Here is a 16,890-nt window from a genome sequence, read left to right on the forward strand (position 1 = left end):
GAGGATTAAAAAGGCCCGATGCTTAGGAACGCGGCGGGAAAATGCCGCTCACGCAAATGATGTAGTTAATGCACAGCGAAGGCATCATGTTGGAGTGTGGCTGGCTGCCCCCTGCCACGCCGGCAGCTCCTTGCACCAGATTGGCAGCCATGGTGCCGCTGCCGGGCCCCTCGCTGTACTGGTTATTTTCGCCGGTGCTCGCCGGAAAGCCGCCCGCCGGCTCGGCAGAGTTAGCCGGGCCATCCTGCACCGGGAACGTGCCGCCGAAGGCGTGCACGTGCGCCGGCAACTGGTCCATGGTCAGCGTCACGGTTTCGGTGCCGGCCACTTGGCCGGGCTTGTATAGCGACAGCCCCGGGCCCTGCCCCACGCCCACCACGGCCTGACCGCAGAGGTTGGGCAGGTTAAACGTCGTCCTGCCATCGCCCCCGTAGCTGGTGCCGAGAATGGAAAACAGGGCGGTGTTCTGGGCGATGGACAAGGTCTGGCCTTGGCACAACATCCAGTTGCGCGGGGCAAAATTGAAGCCGACGGGCCGGATTTCTCCAACGAAAGCGTCCATAAAAAAGAAAGGTGAAAAAAGGTGAAGGTGAAAAAAGCGAGCCCTCGCAGCCGCGCCGGCCCGTAACAAAGCATTGGTGTTATTCAGGAAGCAGGGGGAGTAGCCGGCGAGTGGCCCGGGCCGTGCCCGGCATCCGCAATGCGGCGGGACTTCTTACACTCGGCCACCATCGCGGCAAATTATTCTTCCTCGCCCAGGCTGTCCATCCGCGTAGCAATCGGCTCGAAGGCCGTGCGCAGCAGCCCCGGCCCCAGCTGGTAGGCCGGCAGCAGGCGCGGCGCGGCCGGCTCCCACTGCTTGCGGTGGTCCGTTAGCTGCTGCACGGCCCGGCGGGCCATTGCCCGGTAGTTAACCTCTTCGTCGGTCATGGGAAGGAAAAAAGAAACGGTTACACTCAGCAGCTTGCTCCTCCCACCCGGTTTCGTGCCCATCCACAGGATTTGCGCGAGAGGAAGTAGGGTTTGCGGGATGGCCGGTAGGATTTGCGCGGTAGCCAGCAGGATTGCGGCGGAAGGAAGCACCTTTGCGGACCGCACCTATTGCATTGCGGCGGCCCGCCCCGCCGAACGGGACGCCCCGGCACCGCACCCGCGCCGGCTCACTTATTTGGAAGGACGACGCAAAAGCTGAAGGAAGGGAAAAGGACCCGTGGCCGGGCCGGTGGTAGAATAAAACCTTTGGTTCGCCCGGGGTGGCACGCCGCCGCCGGCCTTGGAGGCCACCGGTTAGCTCTCAGGCACCCAAAGGGGAAAGGAACCCCTGAGCACCACCGCAAAAAAGCGTGTCACCGCCCCGTTTGCGTTAGCAAAGAAACGAACCGGCGGCCCCGGCTTTTAGCGTAGATATACCTGCTTTTAAAACCACGTAGAAATACGGGGGTAAGCCGTGGCCCTACCCCCTGGACCTATGCTTCCAGCAAGCCGTGCTTCACGGCAAATACCACGAGGCCCGCCACGTTGGGCGCGCCGGTTTTTTCCAGCAGCTTTTGCCAGTGGCCTTCCACCGTGCGCCGGCTGATGCACAGCAGGGCCGCGATGTCAGAAGCCTTGTGCCCTTCGCAAATGAGCCGCAGCACTTCCTGCTCGCGCGGCGTGAAATGCTCCTGTTCGTTGAGCTTGGCCGAGGCCGGCCGGGAGGGTTGCTGCAAGCCCCGCATCAGCGCCCGCGAAATGCGCGCCGTGAAGTGGTAGCCGGTGGTGAGCACCGCTTCCAACGCCTGAATGAGCTCGTCCTGGTTGACGTCTTTGGGCAGGTAGCTGCGCACGCCAAGCTTCATCATCTGGGTGATGTACTTATCGGCCGAAAACATCGACAGCACGATGATTTTTAGGTCGGGGTGTTGGCCGAGCAACTGCTGGGCCACCTCGGCGCCGTCGGCCACGGGCATTTGCATGTCGAGCAGCAGCACATCGGGCAGCTGCTGCGCGCAAATGGCCCGGAGTTCGGGCAGGGTGGTGGCTTCGTCTATGGCAGCCACGTACGGCAACGATTGCAGGATGAAGCGAAGGCCCTGCCGGAACAGCGGGTGGTCGTCGAGCAGGGCGATGTGGACGGGGTGGGAAGGGACAGCCATGTACAGTGGGGGTAGCCAATGATGGGCGAAGGTAGGTGTTAATAATCTGGGAATAACCAGGAGTTAAGCTGGGGCTTTTAGCTGAATCACGAAGCGGCTGCCCTGGCCCGGGGCCGAGTGCTGCTGCAGGTGCGCGCCCAGCATTTGCACCCGCACGTCGATGTTGCGCAGCCCCGCTCCGGTGGGGGCGGGCACCGGGGCCGCTGGAAAGCCGCAGCCGTCGTCGGCTACTTCCAGCGTGAGCTGCGGGCCGTGCTGGAGCAGCTGCACCTGCAGGCAAGAGGCCCCTTTGGCGTGCTTGAGGGCGTTGTGAATGAGTTCCTGGCAAATGCGGTAAAGGGCCAGCTCCTGGGCCAGGGCCAGCGGCTCGGTGTAGTCCAGCTCCAGCTCAATGGCCAGGGCTCCGGTTTCGTTGCACACATCCACCAGGTGCTGCAGGGCTTCGGCCAGGCCGAAGCGGGCCAGCACGGCGGGGTAGAGGCTGTGCGAGATGCTGCGCGCGTCGTGCACGGCGGCGGCCATCAGCTCTTCGACCAAGGCCAGTAACTCGGCCGAATTTTCGGGCGTGGGCTGGCTGCTGAGGCGGTTGACGAGCAGCTTGGCGGTGGCAATGGTGGAGCCAATGCCGTCGTGCAAATCCTGGCCGATGCGCTCCCGTTCGCCCTCCTGCGCCTCAATGATGGCGGCCAGTAGCGCCTGCTGGTGCGCGGCCTCGGCGGTGCGCAGCCGGAGCTGCTGCTGCAACAGGCGCTTCTGGTAGGTGAACAAAAACATGAGCAGGCACCCGGCGGCGACCACCATCATGCCGATGCTCCAGAAGAGTAAAGGACCGAACGTTACTTCTTCTGGGGTAGGCATAGCGCCACGCTGTAGCAGCAATAGAGCATAATAAACAGCAGCGAATGTACCATCCAGACGTTCATATTCAACTGTTCGGAATAGCGCAGCAGATAGCTGCTGAACAAGGCAATTTGTAAATAGCCGAGGCAGTAGATGGTGAGGCCCGCCGATACCCAAAACATAGGTTCGCGCTTGAGTTGCTGCACGTGCAGCTCTTGTAGCAGCTTGCGAAAATACAGGCCCACCAGCACCAGCACCAGCAGGTTTTGCAATACCTGCTGGCCGGGCCGAAATTGCGTGAGTGCGCCCACGTACAGGCTGTCGAAAAGGGCATACGCTGCAAAGCCCCCCACCACCCAGGGCAGGGCGCGCGTGAGGGGCTTCGACTGTAGCGTGTGGCTGTACACCAGGGCCAGCAGCGAGAATTCGCCGATGTTCCAGATGGGCATCACAAACAGGTTGTTGCGCTGCAGCAGCATCAGCACGAACGCCAATATCTGCAGGGGCATCACAAACCACAGCAGCCCGGCCAGATAGCGCAGGTTGACCGGTAGCTGACGGAAACGCAGGGTGCCAATCACCGTGGCCACGGCTATCGGCACCAGCGACAGCCGCAACATAATTTCTTGTAACGAAAGGTGCATCAGAGGGGCTTCCTTGGGCCCGCCCCGGGCGCGCCGGAGAGGGCCCGGGGCGGGTTGCGGGCTTAGTGCGTGGGCGGGCAGGGGGTGGACATGTCGTAGTACATCTCGCCGATGCTCCGTTGGGCCGTCTGCTGCGGGTCGAAGCGGCGCACCACCAGTCCGAAAGTCTGGGTCGGGCTGTTGAGGATGGTGGGCGAATAGTAGCTGTGCAAGCCCAGCCACACGCGGATTTCCTGCTGGTCGTAAGGCTGGTCGGTGAACAACGGATTCAGAAAGTCCTTGAGGTCGAAGTTGTAGCCCTCCAGCGGCCCGTCGGGGGTGGCAAACATAGCGGAAGTCACGCTGGGCGCGGTTTTCCAGCCGGCCAGCCAAATAGCGGCCAAGTTGTCCGGCACCGTCTCGCCCAGCACCGGGGAGGTTGCCTGCGTCCACGACGGCTCGGCCAGGTAGTAAGCCGATTTGCGGCCTTCGGGCTCCTGGGTGGCGTCGGCCGCGAACAGCACGAGCGAGAACTTCTGCTGCCCGCCGTCCGGCACCAGCACAAAGCGGGCTTTTATCTGCTTGGCCCCCACCGCCGACACCAGCTCGGCCACGCGCAGAATGGGAAAGCTCACGTACAGCACCCGGTCGCCCGATTCGGCCTGGAAGCTGCCGGGCAGCGACGGGCTATCGGACTGGCTGACGAGGCTCAGCCAGGCGGCTGAATACTGGTTGAATTCTTCTTGCGTCAGAAAAGAGGAGGTGCTGGAGGTGTTTTGCATAATGGAAGAGAAGAAGGAAGATAATGAAAGCAGCTACCTAGCTGCAGCAAAGCAAATAAACGGCCTGCACGGAAATGCCAATGCAAGCGCAGCCTGGTTTTAGGGCACTAAGCAGTTGCCACCCCAGTTGCAAGGGCAAAGGACAGAGATAAGCAGAAGAGTGGCGCGGGTAGAAATACGCGGTTTTAAAAACCACGTATTTCTACGGGGGTAAATGGTGCCGACAGGGTGTCGCGCAAGCTGGACCTAGTCCAGCACCACCATTGCCTTAATGACGCCGGTGGCCGGGTCGAGCCAGCTTTCAAATTCACTGCCGACGGCCCCGAACGGCACGCGGTGGGTGATGTAGGTGGTGGGCTGCACCTGGCCCTGCTTCATGCACTCAACGACGTGCTCGAAATCCTGGCGGGTGGCGTTGCGGCTGCTCATGAGCGTGGCCTCGCGCTTGTGAAACTCGGGGTGCGAAAAGCTGATGTCGCCCTTCTGCAGGCCCACCAACACAAAGCGGCCGCCCGGCGCCAGGTAAGCAAACGCGTTCAGAATGGCTTTCTGGCTGCCCGTGGCGTCTATCACCACCGTGGGCATGTCGCCGTGGGTGAGGGCCGCCAGCTGCGCCGCCACGTCGGGCGCCAGCGCGTTGATGGTGTGGGCCACGCCCAGCTTTTCCCGGCAGAAAGCCAGGCGCTGCTCGTTGATGTCCAAGGCAATGACGTGGGCCCCGGCAATGCGGGCAAACTCCATCACGCCCAGCCCGATGGGGCCGGCGCCCACCACCAGCACAAATTCGCCGGGCTCCACGGCGGCCCGGCGCACGCCGTGGGCGCCAATGGCCAGCGGCTCCACCAGGGCCAGCTCGTCGAAGCTCAGGCCGTCGCCGTGCACCAGCTTGTCGGCCGGCACGGCCACCACGTCGGTCATGCCGCCGTTCATGTGCACGCCGAATACCCGGATGCTGGCGCAGCAGTTGGGCAGCCCGCGCCGACAGGCAATGCAATGGCCGCAGTTGAAGTAAGGAATGAACGTGACGGCTTCGCCCACGGCAAAGCCCTCGGCACCGCCAGCGTCGAGCAGCTCGCCGGCCAGCTCGTGGCCCAGCACGCGCGGGTAGCTGAAGAAGGGCTGCGTGCCCTGAAAAGCGTGCAAATCGGTGCCGCAGATGCCGATGCGCCGGATGCGAATCAGGGCCTCGCCCGGCTGGGCGGTGGGGTGGGAGTGCTGCTGGTAGGCAAACTGGCCGGGCTCAAGGCAAACGAGGGTGTTCACTAGTGGATTGGTGAATTGGTGGAATTGTGGATTGGTGGAATTGTGGATTGGTGGAATTGTGGATTAGGCAGGAAGCTAACCCACCAATCCACCAACCCTCTAATCCACCATCATGCGTTGGCCAGGGCGCGGTCGAGGTGCACGTAACCGCCGTCGACGTGGATGATTTGGCCGGTGGTGTGGCTGCTGCGATTGGAGAGGAGAAAGGCCGTGGTGTTGGCCAGCTCCTCGGCCGTGGTCATGCGGTTGCCAAGCGGGATTTTGCTGGTGATTTCGCGCAGCTTTTCCTCGGGGTTGGGCAGGGTCTGAATCCAGGTTTCGTAGGCGGGCGTCCAGCTTTCGGCCACCATCACGGCGTTCACCCGGATGCCGTACTTGAGCAGCTCCACGGCCCACTCGCGGGTGAGGGCGTTGCGCCCGCCGTTGGCCGCGGCGTAGGCCGAGGTGTTGCCCTGGCCGGTTTCGGCCGTTTTGGAGGTGATGTTGACGATGGCGCCCTGCGATTTTTTCAGCTCGGGCAGGGCGTGGTGGGCCATGAGGTAGTAGTGCACCACGTTGCGGTGCAGGCTCTGCATGAAGCCTTCGTAGGTGCCGGTTTCGAGGCCCACGCCGTCATTCACCCCGGCGTTATTCACCAGACCGTCGATGCGGCCAAACTGGCTGATAACTGCCTGCACGGCGCGGGCGCACTCCTCGGGCTCGGCCAGCTCGGCGGCCACCTGTCCGGCCCGGCCGCCAGCGGCTTCAATGGCGGCCACGGTTTGCCGGTTGTCGGCCTCGTTGCGGCCCACGATGACCGGAATGGCGCCCTCCTGGGCCAACACCCGCACAATGCCTTCGCCGATGCCCTTGGCGCCGCCCGTTACGATGATGACTTTGTCCTGAAGCTGTAAATCCATGGGTTAGGTGTTCGGTTTTAGGCGTTGGGTGTTCGGTATCAGGCGTTGGGTTTTAGGCGTTTTATTGGAAGTTTTTTCAGTCTTTAGAGCTTTCGCCTTAAATTGACAGCACCGAATACCCAACACCTAAAACCGAACACCGACGAATCAAAGCCGATAAAAAGCGGTAACGTTGTCGCCCCAGAAGCCGGCTTGCTCGTCGGGCGAGAGCCGGGCCACGTAGTCGGCCACCAGCGCGTGCATGCGGCCGTAGCCGCCGGCCACGTTGCATACCGGCCAGTCGGAGCCGAACATGACGCGACCAGGCCCAAAGGCTTCAAACACCACGTCGAGGTAGGGGCGGAAATCGTCTGGCTGCCAGCGCTGCCAGTCGGCTTCCGTCACCATGCCCGATACTTTGCAGAGCACGTTTCCGTGCCCGGCCAGGGCCTGCATGTGGCGCCGCCAGGGCTCCAGCTCGCCGGCTTTGATGAGCGGTTTGGCGAGGTGGTCGAGCACGAAGGGCTGCGTTGGGAAGGCAGCTGCTAGTAGCCTTGCGTAACCCAGCTGGTCGGGCAGCACCAGCAGGTCGTAAGTAAAGCCGTGCTGGTTCAGCGACGCCACGCCGCGTTGAAATTCGGGCTTCAGCATCATCGCGCGGTCGGCCTCACCTTGCAGCACGTGCCGGAAGCCTTTCAGCTTTTCGAACTGCGCGTAGTGTGCCAGCCGCTCACCCACGTTTTCAGCCCGCAAATCGACCCAGCCCACTACGCCTTTGATAAAGTCGTGCTCGGCCGCCAAGCTCAGCAGCCAGTCGGTTTCGGCCTCACTTTGGCTGGCCTGCACCGCCACGCAGCCGTCGAGGCCGTGCTGCTGCAGGATGGGCGCTAAATCCGCAGGCAGGAAGTCGCGCTGAATAACCGCCATGTCGTCGGTTATCCAGGCGTCGCGCCCAGCATCGAACTGCCAGAAGTGCTGGTGCGAATCAATTCTGGCCATACGCTTTCACGGTTTGACGCGAAACGCCCAGGCCGTCGATGCCCAGCTCTACCACGTCGCCGGGCTTGAGGTACACGGGCGGCTGCATGCCCAGGCCCACGCCGGCGGGCGTGCCCGTCGAGATGATGTCGCCGGGCAGCAGGGTCATGAACTGGCTGAGGTAAGAAATCAGGAAGGGAATCTTGAAAATGAGGTTGGCCGTGGTGCCGTCCTGCATCATCTGGCCATTCACCGTTAGCCAGAGGCGCAGGTTGTCTACATCACCAATTTCATCGGTCGTGGCCAGGAAAGGGCCCACCGGCGCGAAGGTGTCGCAGCCCTTGCCCTTGTCCCAGGTGCCGCTGCGTTCCAGCTGAAACTCGCGCTCCGATACGTCGTTGTGCAGGGCGTAGCCGGCGATGTACTCGTGGGCGTCGGCCTCCTCCACGTAGGAAGCTTTCTTGCCGATGACTACGGCCAGCTCCACTTCCCAGTCGGTTTTTACCGAGTTTTTGGGAATCACGAGGTCGTCGTTCGGGCCCACGTAGGCCGTGGTCGATTTCATGAACAGCACCGGTTCGGGCGGGGGCGTGGCGCCGGTTTCGCGGGCGTGGTCGGCGTAGTTCAGGCCGATGCACAGGATTTTAGACGGCCGCGCCACGGGCGGGCCCAGGCGCTCGGTGTCAGCAATGGGCGAAAGCCGGCCCTCGTTTTCTTGCAGGAACTGCGCGAGGCGGCCCAGGCCGTCATTGGCAAAGAAGGCTTCGTTGTAGTCTTCGCCGAAAGCCGAGGCGTCGTAGCGCTGGTCGTGCAGGATAACGCCGGGTTTTTCCTGGCCGGGCTGGCCGTAGCGGATGAGTTTCATAGGGGTTTGGTTTTGTGTAAGAGGTCGTGCTGGCGCGGCGCCTCACCCCCCGGCCCCCTCTCCGAAGGGAGAGGGGGCCAGGCGCCTTGGTAAAGATGCTTCGCTGCGCGCGGCATGACCGTTCTGGAGTGTCCTGTAATTTCTACTCAGCTGTTCAGCTTGATGAAGCCGCCGTCCAGCGGGTAGTCGCAGCCGGTCACGAAGCCGGCCTCGTCGGAGGCCAGGTAGAGGGCCAGGGCGGCCACTTCGTCGGGCTGGCCCATGCGGCCGATGGGCTGGCTCTTGGAGAGCTTGTTGAAGATTTCGTCTTCCTTGCCCGCGTAGTTTTTGGCGATGAAGCCGTCCACAAAGGGCGTGTGCACGCGGGCCGGCGAGATGCTGTTGCAGCGGATGTTGCTGCCGAGGTAGTCGCGCGCCACCGAGAGCGTCATGGCAAACACGGCGCCCTTGCTCATGGAGTAGGCCAGGCGGTCCGTCAGGCCCACGTGGGCGGCAATGGAGGCCATGTTCACGATGGCGCCGCCGCCCTGCGCCTTCATCAGGGGCACGGCCGCAAACAGGCAGTTGTAGGCGCCCTTCACGTTCACCTGGTATACGCGCTCGAAGTCGGCTTCGGAGGTGGTTTCCACGTTGCCCACGTGCGCAATGCCCGCATTGTTCACCAGCACATCGACCCGGCCGATGGCCTGGAACACGGCCACCACGGCCGCCTGCTGGCTCACGTCGGCGGCGTGCACCTGGGCCTGCCCGCCGGCCTGCTCTATTTCGGCCAGCACCTCCCGGCCGGCGTCGGCGTTCAATTCGATGATGTGCACGCGGGCGCCCTGCTGGGCAAAAAGCCGCGCAATGGCCCGGCCAATGCCGCTGCCGCCGCCGGTGATGACGGCCGTTTTTCCGGATAAACTGAACATGTTTCTGAAGGTGCTGATGGGTGGAGAAGGGGTGAATCAGGGGCGCAAACCGGTTCGGTTCTGGCCGGCCGGGCGGCATTGCGGTACTGCCAAACACGCCAATGCGCCGCCATCCTTTCGGAATAGCGACGCATTGGTTTTTAATTGGTTAGGCTAATGGGCTTGGTGGCTTACTGCCTGGGCTCGAAGTTGCCGCCCCAGTCAATGTTCTGCTTAATCTGGGGGTTGTTGTCGATGGCGGCCTGCGGGATGGGGAAGAAGTAGTACTTCGCATCCCAGCGGATGCCATTCGTTGAGATGGGCGTGGCTTCCAGCGCCTTCGAAGTCAGCGTGAAGAAGTTGGTGTACACGTCGTCCAAGTTGCGGGTATCGCGGGTGGTGGCAAAGTCTGACGGCGCGGTGGTCTTCAGCGTCACGGTCAGGCCCGTGCGCTTGAGGCCGTTGAGGCTCTCCATCTTGCGCCAGCGGCGCAAGTCCCAGAAACGCTTGCCCTCGAAGGCCAGCTCCAACTGCCGCTCGTAGAGGATGGCGTCGAACATCTCGGCGCGGGTCATGTTGGCTTTCAGGCCGTAGAGCTGGTCGGAGCCGGGCTCGATGCCGGCGCGCTGCCGGATGGCTTTCAGCTCGGTGTAGGCTTCGTTGAGCTTGTTCACGCCGCAGGCGCTTTCGGCCAGGTTCAGCAGCACCTCGGCGAAGCGGATTTCAATCCAGTCGGTGCCCAGGAACTGCACCTCGCTGGCCGAGGCCGTGGGGTTGATGGCCTTGCGGCAGTAGAAGCCCGTGTTGGAAGCGCTGCCGGTTTCCACCGAGGTGGTGCCGCGCAGGTAGGTCCAGAGGCGGTAGCCGGTGTTGCCGTTCAGCGGCCAGGTGCTGCCGTTGTAGGCAATGGTTTTGTCGAAGCGCGGGTCGCGGTTCTTGTAAAACAGCTGGTCGGTGTAGGTGTAGCGGCCCGTTTCGGTGCGCTTCTTGCCGTCGAGCATGGGGAAGGCCTGCACCATTTCCCAGGTGGGCTGGTTGCCGCCGCCGCCGGTGCCATTGGCGGCCGGGCGGGTGGAGTTGTCGTACTGGTTGTTGCGCTTCAGCTGGTCGCCGGTCGCCGTGTTGTAGCTCGTTACCATCACCGCCTCGGGGTTGCCCACTTCCTGGAACCAGAGCTGGTCGAAGGAATTGTGCAGGCGGAAGCCATTGGCCAGCAGCGTGGCTTTGGCTTGCACGTTGGCGTCGTAGGCGGCCTGCCACTTGTCGGCGGTGGTGAACTGCGGGCTGGCGGCATACATCAGCACGCGGCCCTTGAAGGCCATGGCGGTGCCTCTGTTGATGCGGCCCCAGTCCGAGTTGGACGTCCATTTGCCCGGCAGGGTCTGAATGGCCGAATCCAGGTCGGCCACGATGGCCGCGAAGGTTTCGTTGGTGGTGTTGCGCGGGATGTAGGTCAGGTCGCGGGCTTCCTGGCCCACGCCGTTGAGCGGGCTCATCACCAGCGGCACGCCGCCGTACTGGCGCACCAGCTCGAAGTAGCGCCAGGCGCGGAAAAACTGGGCCTGGCCCCGCAGGCGGCCCTTGGCGCCGCTGGGGAGTGGGCCGTTTTTCACGTTGCTCAGGAACATGTTGATGGTCCTGATTTTGCCGTAGTTGTTGGTGGCGCTCAGGCCCGTGCCAAACTCCCCGCCCAGGTCCGACACCAGCAGCGTACCGGCCAGCAGGCGGTTGGCGGAGTACGCCTCATCCGTCAGGCCCGACACGTTGAAGTTGGTCGAGTTGTTGTTGGACGTGTTGATGGTGGCGTTAATGATGGGGTCGCCCCACTCCGGCAGGTTCTGGTTGTAAATGAAGCTCAGGTTGAGGTTGGCCAGCGTCGAGTCTTTGAAAACAAGCTCTGTCGTGGACTGACCCAGGTTCTCCTTATCCAGCACTTTCTCGCAGCTGCTCAGCCCGAAAGCGGAGCCGATGGTGGCGAGGGCGATGTAGTGAAATGGTTTCATGTGGCTGAGGGGGTGGGAATTAGAAGCCTACGTTCAAACCAAACGAGAGCGAGCGCAGCGTGGGATATGCGTCGTAGGAGCCCGAGTAGGTCTTGTAGCTGTAAGGATTGTAAAAGTTGAGGGGGTTGATGGCCGTGAAGAACACGCGCACCGAGCCGATGCCCACGCGGTTGGTGAGGGTGGCGGGCAGGCTGTAGGAGATGTTGGCGTTGCGCATGCCCGCCGAGAACGAGTTGCGGAACCAGAACGACGAGGCCACGTCGTAGGTCGAGCCGAAGGCCGGGGCCGGGTAAGTGGCGTCCGGGGTTTCGGGCGTCCAGTGGTCGGCCCAGAACTCGGGGCGGTTCGAGGTGGCCGTGCCCTGCTTGCGGGCTGCCGACTCTACCATGGCCTGGCCGCCCCACGAGAGGCCCATCGTGGCCGAAACGCTCAGCGACTTGTAGGTGATGGTGGGGTTGAAGCCGATGCTGTAGTGGTTGTCCTGCTTGGGGGTCAGGAAGGTCTGGTCCACCTCCGTGATGAGGCCGTCGGGGGCCGTGTAGTTGCCGTTGGCGTCTTTGGGGCCGCGGATATCTTCGTAGTACAGCATGCCGGGCCGGGGGGCCGAGCCAAAAATCTTGTAGTTGGGGTTGCCTTGCAGCAGGGCGTCCACGTCGGCCTGAGAGCGCAGCATGCCCAGGTACTTGTAGCCCACCACGCCTTGGTCGGTCGAGCGGCCCGTCGGGTCGTCCCACTGGCCGAGCTGGCCGCGGCTCACGTCCACTTTGATTTGCTTGTTGTCGTTCCAGGCAAAGAAGGTGTTCACGCGGAAGCTGAGGTCCTTGGTGATTTTGTCGCCGTAACCCACCGACACTTCGTAGCCGAAGCCGTCCACCGACGAGAAGTTTTCCGAGGGCAGCGCCGCGCCAATCACCTGCGGGGCCGAGTTCACCAGCGCCGTGAGCATGTTGTAGCGGTGGTCGTAGAAGCCGTCCATGGTGAACGACAGGCGGTTGTTCAGGAACTGGGCGTCGATGCCGGCGTTGTACTTGGTGTTGTCGTCCCAGCGGGCAGCGCGGTTGGCCATGGCGTTGTTGGCCGCAAACACCAGCGACCGGTCGCCGTTGCCGCCGAACACGGCGCCCTGGCCGGTTTTCAGGCCGTAGCTCGTTTGCCAGTTGAAGGCCTTGGTGGCGTCGCCGCCCAGGAAGCCCACCGAGGCGCGCAGCTTGAGCAGGTTCACGAAGCTCACGTTGTCGCGGAAGAAGTTTTCCTGCGACAGTACCCAGCCCACCGACACCGACGGGAACAAGCCCCAGCGGTACTCCGGTGCGAAGTTGGTGGAAGCGTCGTAGCGCAGCGTGGTTTCGAGCAGGTACTTGCCGTCGTAGTCGTAGTTGAAGCGGCCGGCGTAGGAGAGCGTGCCGGCTTCGCTGGCCGTTTCGGTGGTGGTTTGGGCGCCGGTGGCGAAGTTCTGGTAGTCGAGGTTGGGCACGCCGGGGGCCACAATGGCGCCTTCGGCCATGGCGGCCACGCCGTCCTGCATGGTTTCCGACTGCTCGAAGAAGGCAATGGCGGCCACGTGGTGCTTGCCAAACTGCCGGTCGTACGTGAGGTAGCCGTTCAGCTGGTAGCTGTCGAAAGTGGTCGGGTTCAGGCGCACCCGGTCGCCGTTGTTCAACACCACCGGGTTGCCGGTCACGTTGCCGCCGTAGATGTGCTTGTTGGTGCCCTGCATGGTCAGGCGGTACACGTTGTACTTCGTGCCGTACTGCTTGCCGAAGCCGTTGTCCATGGTTTTGCCAAACAGCACGCGGGCTTTCAGGCCCTTGATGAACGGCAGCTCGTACTCGGCGCTGGCCGTCACGTTCAGGCCGGTGTTGCGCGTCGAAGTGTAGTTGTCCGAATTCTGCACCTCGAAGAAGTGGAAGGCGTCCACCGTATTCAGGTTGGCGCCATTGGCGTTGGTGAGCAGGGTGGGCAGGCCGTTCACGTACATGGGCACCCACTGCGGGGTGTAGAGCAAGCTCCTCATGTCGTTTTCCGCGTTTTCACCGCCCTGCTTGAGGTAGTACATGCGCTTGTTCGACAAGTCGCCGCTCACCGACAACGCCACCTTCAGGCCGCGGGCCACCTTCACGTCGGTGCTGGCGCGGTAGGTCCACTTGTTGGCGTTGATGTTGTCGAAGTTGGCGTTCTGGTAGTTGTAGCTCACGCCGGCGAAGTAGGTCACCCGGTCGGTGCCGCCGCTCATGTTCAGGGCGTGGCGCGTTACAATGGCGGGTTTCCAGGCCGTGCGCAGCCAGTCGTAGTTGCTGCCGGCGAAGCTGTCCAGCTCGTCCTGCGTGTAGTAGTTCGTGCTGGTGGGCGCCACGTTGTTGGCGCGGTTGATGTCGTTGAGGTAAGTGGCCTGCTGCAGGCCCGACATCATGCGGGGCAGCATCACGGCGTCGGAGGAGCCCACCGAGCCGCTGTAGCTGAACTTGGGCGCGCCCAGCTGGCCGCGCCGGGTGGCCACCAGCACCACACCCTGGGCCCCCCGGGCGCCGTAGATGGCGGCCGAGGCGTCCTTCAAAATCGAGATGGATTCGACTTCCGACTGGTCGAGCACGTTGAAGTCGTCTTCGGTGCGCACCACGCCGTCAATCACGAACAGGGGGCGCAGCGAGCCGCCGTCCTTCGAGAGGATGATGGGGTTGCGCACCGTGATGGCGCCGGCCTCGCCGGGGCGGCCCGTGCCGCCGCTCACGCCCACGCCCGGCAGCTGTCCGGCCAGCGTGGCCGAAAGGCTGCCCGTGGGCAGGTCCTGAATTTTCTGCATGTCCACCGTGGCCACGGCCCCGGTCAGGCTGGCCCGGGTCTGGGTGCCGTAGCCCACCACCACCACTTCTTCGAGCGCGGCGTTGTCGTCTTCGAGGGCCACCTCCAGCGTGGTGCGGCCGTTCACCGCAATTTCCTGCGTCTTAAAGCCGATGAAGCTGAAAATCAGCGTCTCGTTGCCGGTAGGCAGGTTGAAGTGGAAGGTGCCGTCGGGGCCCGAGCTGGTGCCGCTCTTGGTGCCCTTGATGAGCACCGTCACGCCCGGCAGCGGGTTGCCTTTCGCGTCCTTCACGATGCCCGTGAAGCCCACCTTGATGCCTTTCAGCGCCTTGGGCAGTTTGGGATTGACGGGCGGGCCGGCCACAGCCGCCAGGGCCGGGTTAGTGGCCAGCAGCGTGCCGCCCACGAGCAGCGCGCAGGCCAGCCGCGGGGCCACCGCCGACAGCGGCAGGGATTTGGGTAAGGAGTGGGCCATAACAGTTTGGTGGGTTAAACTGAGAAAAAGGGTGTTGATGAGTTATTGGGGGGTGCCAGCAGCGGCGGCTTTACGGGCCGCGATGCGGGCCTGCCAGTCCTTGCCGGCCTGGTTCATGTCGATGCCGGCGGCCGAGAGGTAGTTGTTGATGCGGCCTTTGTATTTGCCAAACCAAGCGTGCTTCTGCTCGGAGGTGCCGCCGTCCATGGCGTGCTCGCGGGCCTCCGTCAGCCAGGCCAGCATCTGGGCTTTTTGCTCGGCCGTGAGGTTGGGCAGCATGTCGTTGTAGGCCGTCATCGTGATGGGCAGCACGCCGTAGGTCATGCCATCTTTCACCTGTTCCACCTGGGCGGGGGTGAGGCGGCGGCTCAGCTTCTTAAGGAACTGGGGGTGCAGCTTGTCGAGGGCGGCGGTGGTTTCGGTTTCCACCTTGGCCAGCTCTGCCTTGGTGGCGTCGGTCTGGGGCTGGGCTTTGAGGGCCGCCTTGCGCGTCTTTTGCTGCTCGTAGATGTCGTTGAGGGCCCGGTACTGGTCGGCAATAACGTCGCGCACCTGCACCGAATCCTTGGCTTTCAGGCCGTCAATCTTGCCCACAATTTTGGCCGCCCGCTCCGTGATGGTGCGGGTGTAGGCGGCCTCCTTGGTTTCGGTGGGCGCGGGCGCCTGAGCCGAGGCCTGACCGAGGGTGGTTGCAGCGAGCAAACCTGTTAAAAACAGGCCTAGCAATGATTTATTCATGTTTCACGGGTAGTGCTAGAATAGGAGCAAGTTACCCGTGTTTTGAAGGCCCGCACTGTAACTTTTAACTAACTTATTGTACGATGTTAGCATGAGTATGAAGTTTAGATTAAGCCAACTTCAGACCGTGCTAAAAAGTGCCTTTACAATAGTCTGAAGGGTGTTTTGGTAAGCCTGTCAGTCTGCGCAGTCATCAATAAAAAAGGGCCTAGATGGCTCAAAAACGCCACGCAATCGTTCCCGGAAATTTGTGATATATCGTATAATCAGGGGCCGGAATTCTCTACACCTCAGGCAATGCAACCGGGCTATATAGACCTTCTGGGGTAGGTGAGGGCCTCATCACCGGTCGCTTGCGCCAGTAGTTGGCCAGTATGGAACCCGAGATATTCATCCAGGGGCTGAACACCGCCGCGGGCAGCCCCACGGTGCCCAGCTTGCCCATGCTGCCGGCCAGGCCCGAGGCCATGCCGCCGTTTTGCAGCCCCACCTCAAAAGCCACCGTGCGGGCCGAATTCACGTCGAGCCCGAACAGCCGGCTCAGCCAGTAGCCGAAGAAATACCCCGCCGCGTTGTGCAGCACCGAAGCCAGGAACAGCAGGAAGCCCACGCGCAGCAGGTTGTCGTGCCCCGCCGCCGTAGTCACCGCCGTGAAGTAAATGATGCCAAACATAGACAGATAAGGCATCACCTTATCGGTAGCGGGCAGCTTCTTCGCCAATTGATGGTACAGCACACCCACCCCCACGGCCGCCCACAGGAAACTGAAAATCTCCAGCATCTGCAGCAGCTCGGGGCTGGCAAGGCTGCGCTCAAAGAAGGCCCACACGCCCAGCGGCAGCGCCGCCAGCCACAGCACCCCCGCGCCGGCCAGCAGCCCCACCACGCGCCGGCCTTGCAGCGGGGCGGTTTTCAAATAGTCGTGCAGCAGGGCGGCCATGATGGGCACCAGCACGATTTTGATGATTTCCATCATCATGCTCACAAACTTCACCTCGATGAGCGTGCCCGCCAGCAGCTTCAGCAAAAGCGGCGTGAGAAACGGCGCTGCCAGGGTAGCCATGGCCGTGACCACTACCGACAGCACCATGTTGGCCCGCGCCAGGTACACCATCACATTCGAAGCCAGCCCGCTGGAACAGGAACCAATGAGGATGATGCCGGCCGCAATTTCGGGCTCGAAATGGAACACCTTGGTGAGCAGCAGGCCCATGAGCGGCATCACCGAAAAGTGGCAGAGCAAACCAATGAGCACGCCCTTGCCCGTGCTGCCCAGCCCCGAGAAGTCCCGGATGGTCATCTGAATGCCCATCCCGAACATCACCAGCTGCACCACCACCAGAATCAACCATTTGTGGCGCAGGTCTACGCCGCCCCACTGCCGGAAGGCTTCGGGGTACACCATGCCGGCCACTACGGCCACAATAATCCAGGCGGTGTACTGGTAGCTTCGCAGCAGCGGCAGCGCCTTCAGGCCCAGGGCCAGGCCGACGGCAGCAACCACCGCGGCCGGCCGCCACAGGGCGGCGTTTTGTTGGCTAATACCAAAAAGCAAGGCCACGCCCGCGAGGCCGGCAACAAGCAAGCAAAGTTGGAAGAGGCGATTCATGGGGCGCGGTAA

At 62.7% G+C, this 16,890-nt stretch carries 15 protein-coding genes; all 15 read right to left on the reverse strand.

Going from position 1 to position 16,890, the window contains the following annotated elements:
* Positions 1-22: 22 nt before the first annotated feature.
* The 15 genes from MTP16_RS13475 to MTP16_RS13545 all read right to left on the reverse strand — a co-directional run bounded on the left by MTP16_RS13475 (position 23) and on the right by MTP16_RS13545 (position 16,878).
* Entirely contained in the window at positions 23-562 is a 540-nt protein-coding gene (locus MTP16_RS13475) for a phage tail protein (protein ID WP_243509794.1), read from the reverse strand.
* Positions 563-741: 179 nt separating this feature from the next.
* Entirely contained in the window at positions 742-930 is a 189-nt protein-coding gene (locus MTP16_RS13480; RefSeq protein ID WP_243509797.1) for a hypothetical protein, read from the reverse strand.
* 536 nt (positions 931-1,466) lie between these two features.
* Positions 1,467-2,135: a response regulator transcription factor gene (locus MTP16_RS13485; protein WP_243509800.1), complete on the reverse strand. Its 669-nt coding sequence runs from the start codon at positions 2,133-2,135 to the stop codon at positions 1,467-1,469.
* A gap of 63 nt (positions 2,136-2,198) precedes the next feature.
* Positions 2,199-2,993: a sensor histidine kinase gene (locus tag MTP16_RS13490; protein ID WP_243509802.1), complete on the reverse strand. Its 795-nt coding sequence runs from the start codon at positions 2,991-2,993 to the stop codon at positions 2,199-2,201.
* Complete coding sequence (locus tag MTP16_RS13495) at positions 2,972-3,619, reverse strand: hypothetical protein (protein ID WP_243509805.1); 648 nt, start codon at positions 3,617-3,619, stop codon at positions 2,972-2,974. Before MTP16_RS13495 ends, MTP16_RS13490 begins: the two co-directional genes overlap by 22 nt.
* Before the next feature lie 62 nt (positions 3,620-3,681).
* Positions 3,682-4,380, reverse strand: coding sequence for a hypothetical protein (locus MTP16_RS13500; RefSeq protein ID WP_243509822.1), 699 nt, complete (start codon positions 4,378-4,380; stop codon positions 3,682-3,684).
* A gap of 246 nt (positions 4,381-4,626) precedes the next feature.
* The gene (locus MTP16_RS13505) at positions 4,627-5,643 is read right to left on the reverse strand and encodes a zinc-binding alcohol dehydrogenase family protein (RefSeq protein WP_243509850.1); all 1,017 of its coding nucleotides are present in this window, start codon (positions 5,641-5,643) and stop codon (positions 4,627-4,629) included.
* Between the two features lie 110 nt (positions 5,644-5,753).
* Positions 5,754-6,542 (reverse strand): L-fucose dehydrogenase, encoded by a 789-nt coding sequence (locus tag MTP16_RS13510; protein WP_243509870.1) that lies wholly within the window; start codon positions 6,540-6,542, stop codon positions 5,754-5,756.
* 147 nt (positions 6,543-6,689) lie between these two features.
* A complete protein-coding gene (locus MTP16_RS13515) occupies positions 6,690-7,520 on the reverse strand; it encodes an amidohydrolase family protein (RefSeq protein WP_243509876.1) in 831 nt (276 codons plus the stop codon).
* The gene (locus tag MTP16_RS13520; protein ID WP_243509881.1) at positions 7,507-8,364 is read right to left on the reverse strand and encodes a fumarylacetoacetate hydrolase family protein; all 858 of its coding nucleotides are present in this window, start codon (positions 8,362-8,364) and stop codon (positions 7,507-7,509) included. Before MTP16_RS13520 ends, MTP16_RS13515 begins: the two co-directional genes overlap by 14 nt.
* Positions 8,365-8,510: 146 nt before the next feature.
* Positions 8,511-9,275, reverse strand: coding sequence for an SDR family NAD(P)-dependent oxidoreductase (locus MTP16_RS13525; protein ID WP_243509886.1), 765 nt, complete (start codon positions 9,273-9,275; stop codon positions 8,511-8,513).
* Between the two features lie 170 nt (positions 9,276-9,445).
* On the reverse strand, positions 9,446-11,257 hold the full coding sequence (locus MTP16_RS13530; RefSeq protein ID WP_243509893.1) for a RagB/SusD family nutrient uptake outer membrane protein: 1,812 nt from the start codon (positions 11,255-11,257) through the stop codon (positions 9,446-9,448).
* Between the two features lie 19 nt (positions 11,258-11,276).
* Entirely contained in the window at positions 11,277-14,531 is a 3,255-nt protein-coding gene (locus MTP16_RS13535; protein WP_243509897.1) for a SusC/RagA family TonB-linked outer membrane protein, read from the reverse strand.
* Positions 14,532-14,573: 42 nt separating this feature from the next.
* A complete protein-coding gene (locus MTP16_RS13540; protein ID WP_243509916.1) occupies positions 14,574-15,233 on the reverse strand; it encodes a DUF3826 domain-containing protein in 660 nt (219 codons plus the stop codon).
* 319 nt (positions 15,234-15,552) lie between these two features.
* Positions 15,553-16,878: a bile acid:sodium symporter family protein gene (locus MTP16_RS13545; RefSeq protein ID WP_243509920.1), complete on the reverse strand. Its 1,326-nt coding sequence runs from the start codon at positions 16,876-16,878 to the stop codon at positions 15,553-15,555.
* Between the last annotated feature and the right edge of the window lie 12 nt (positions 16,879-16,890).

The sequence above is a fragment of the Hymenobacter monticola genome, assembly GCF_022811645.1.
GTDB classification, from domain to species: Bacteria; Bacteroidota; Bacteroidia; order Cytophagales; family Hymenobacteraceae; genus Hymenobacter; species Hymenobacter monticola.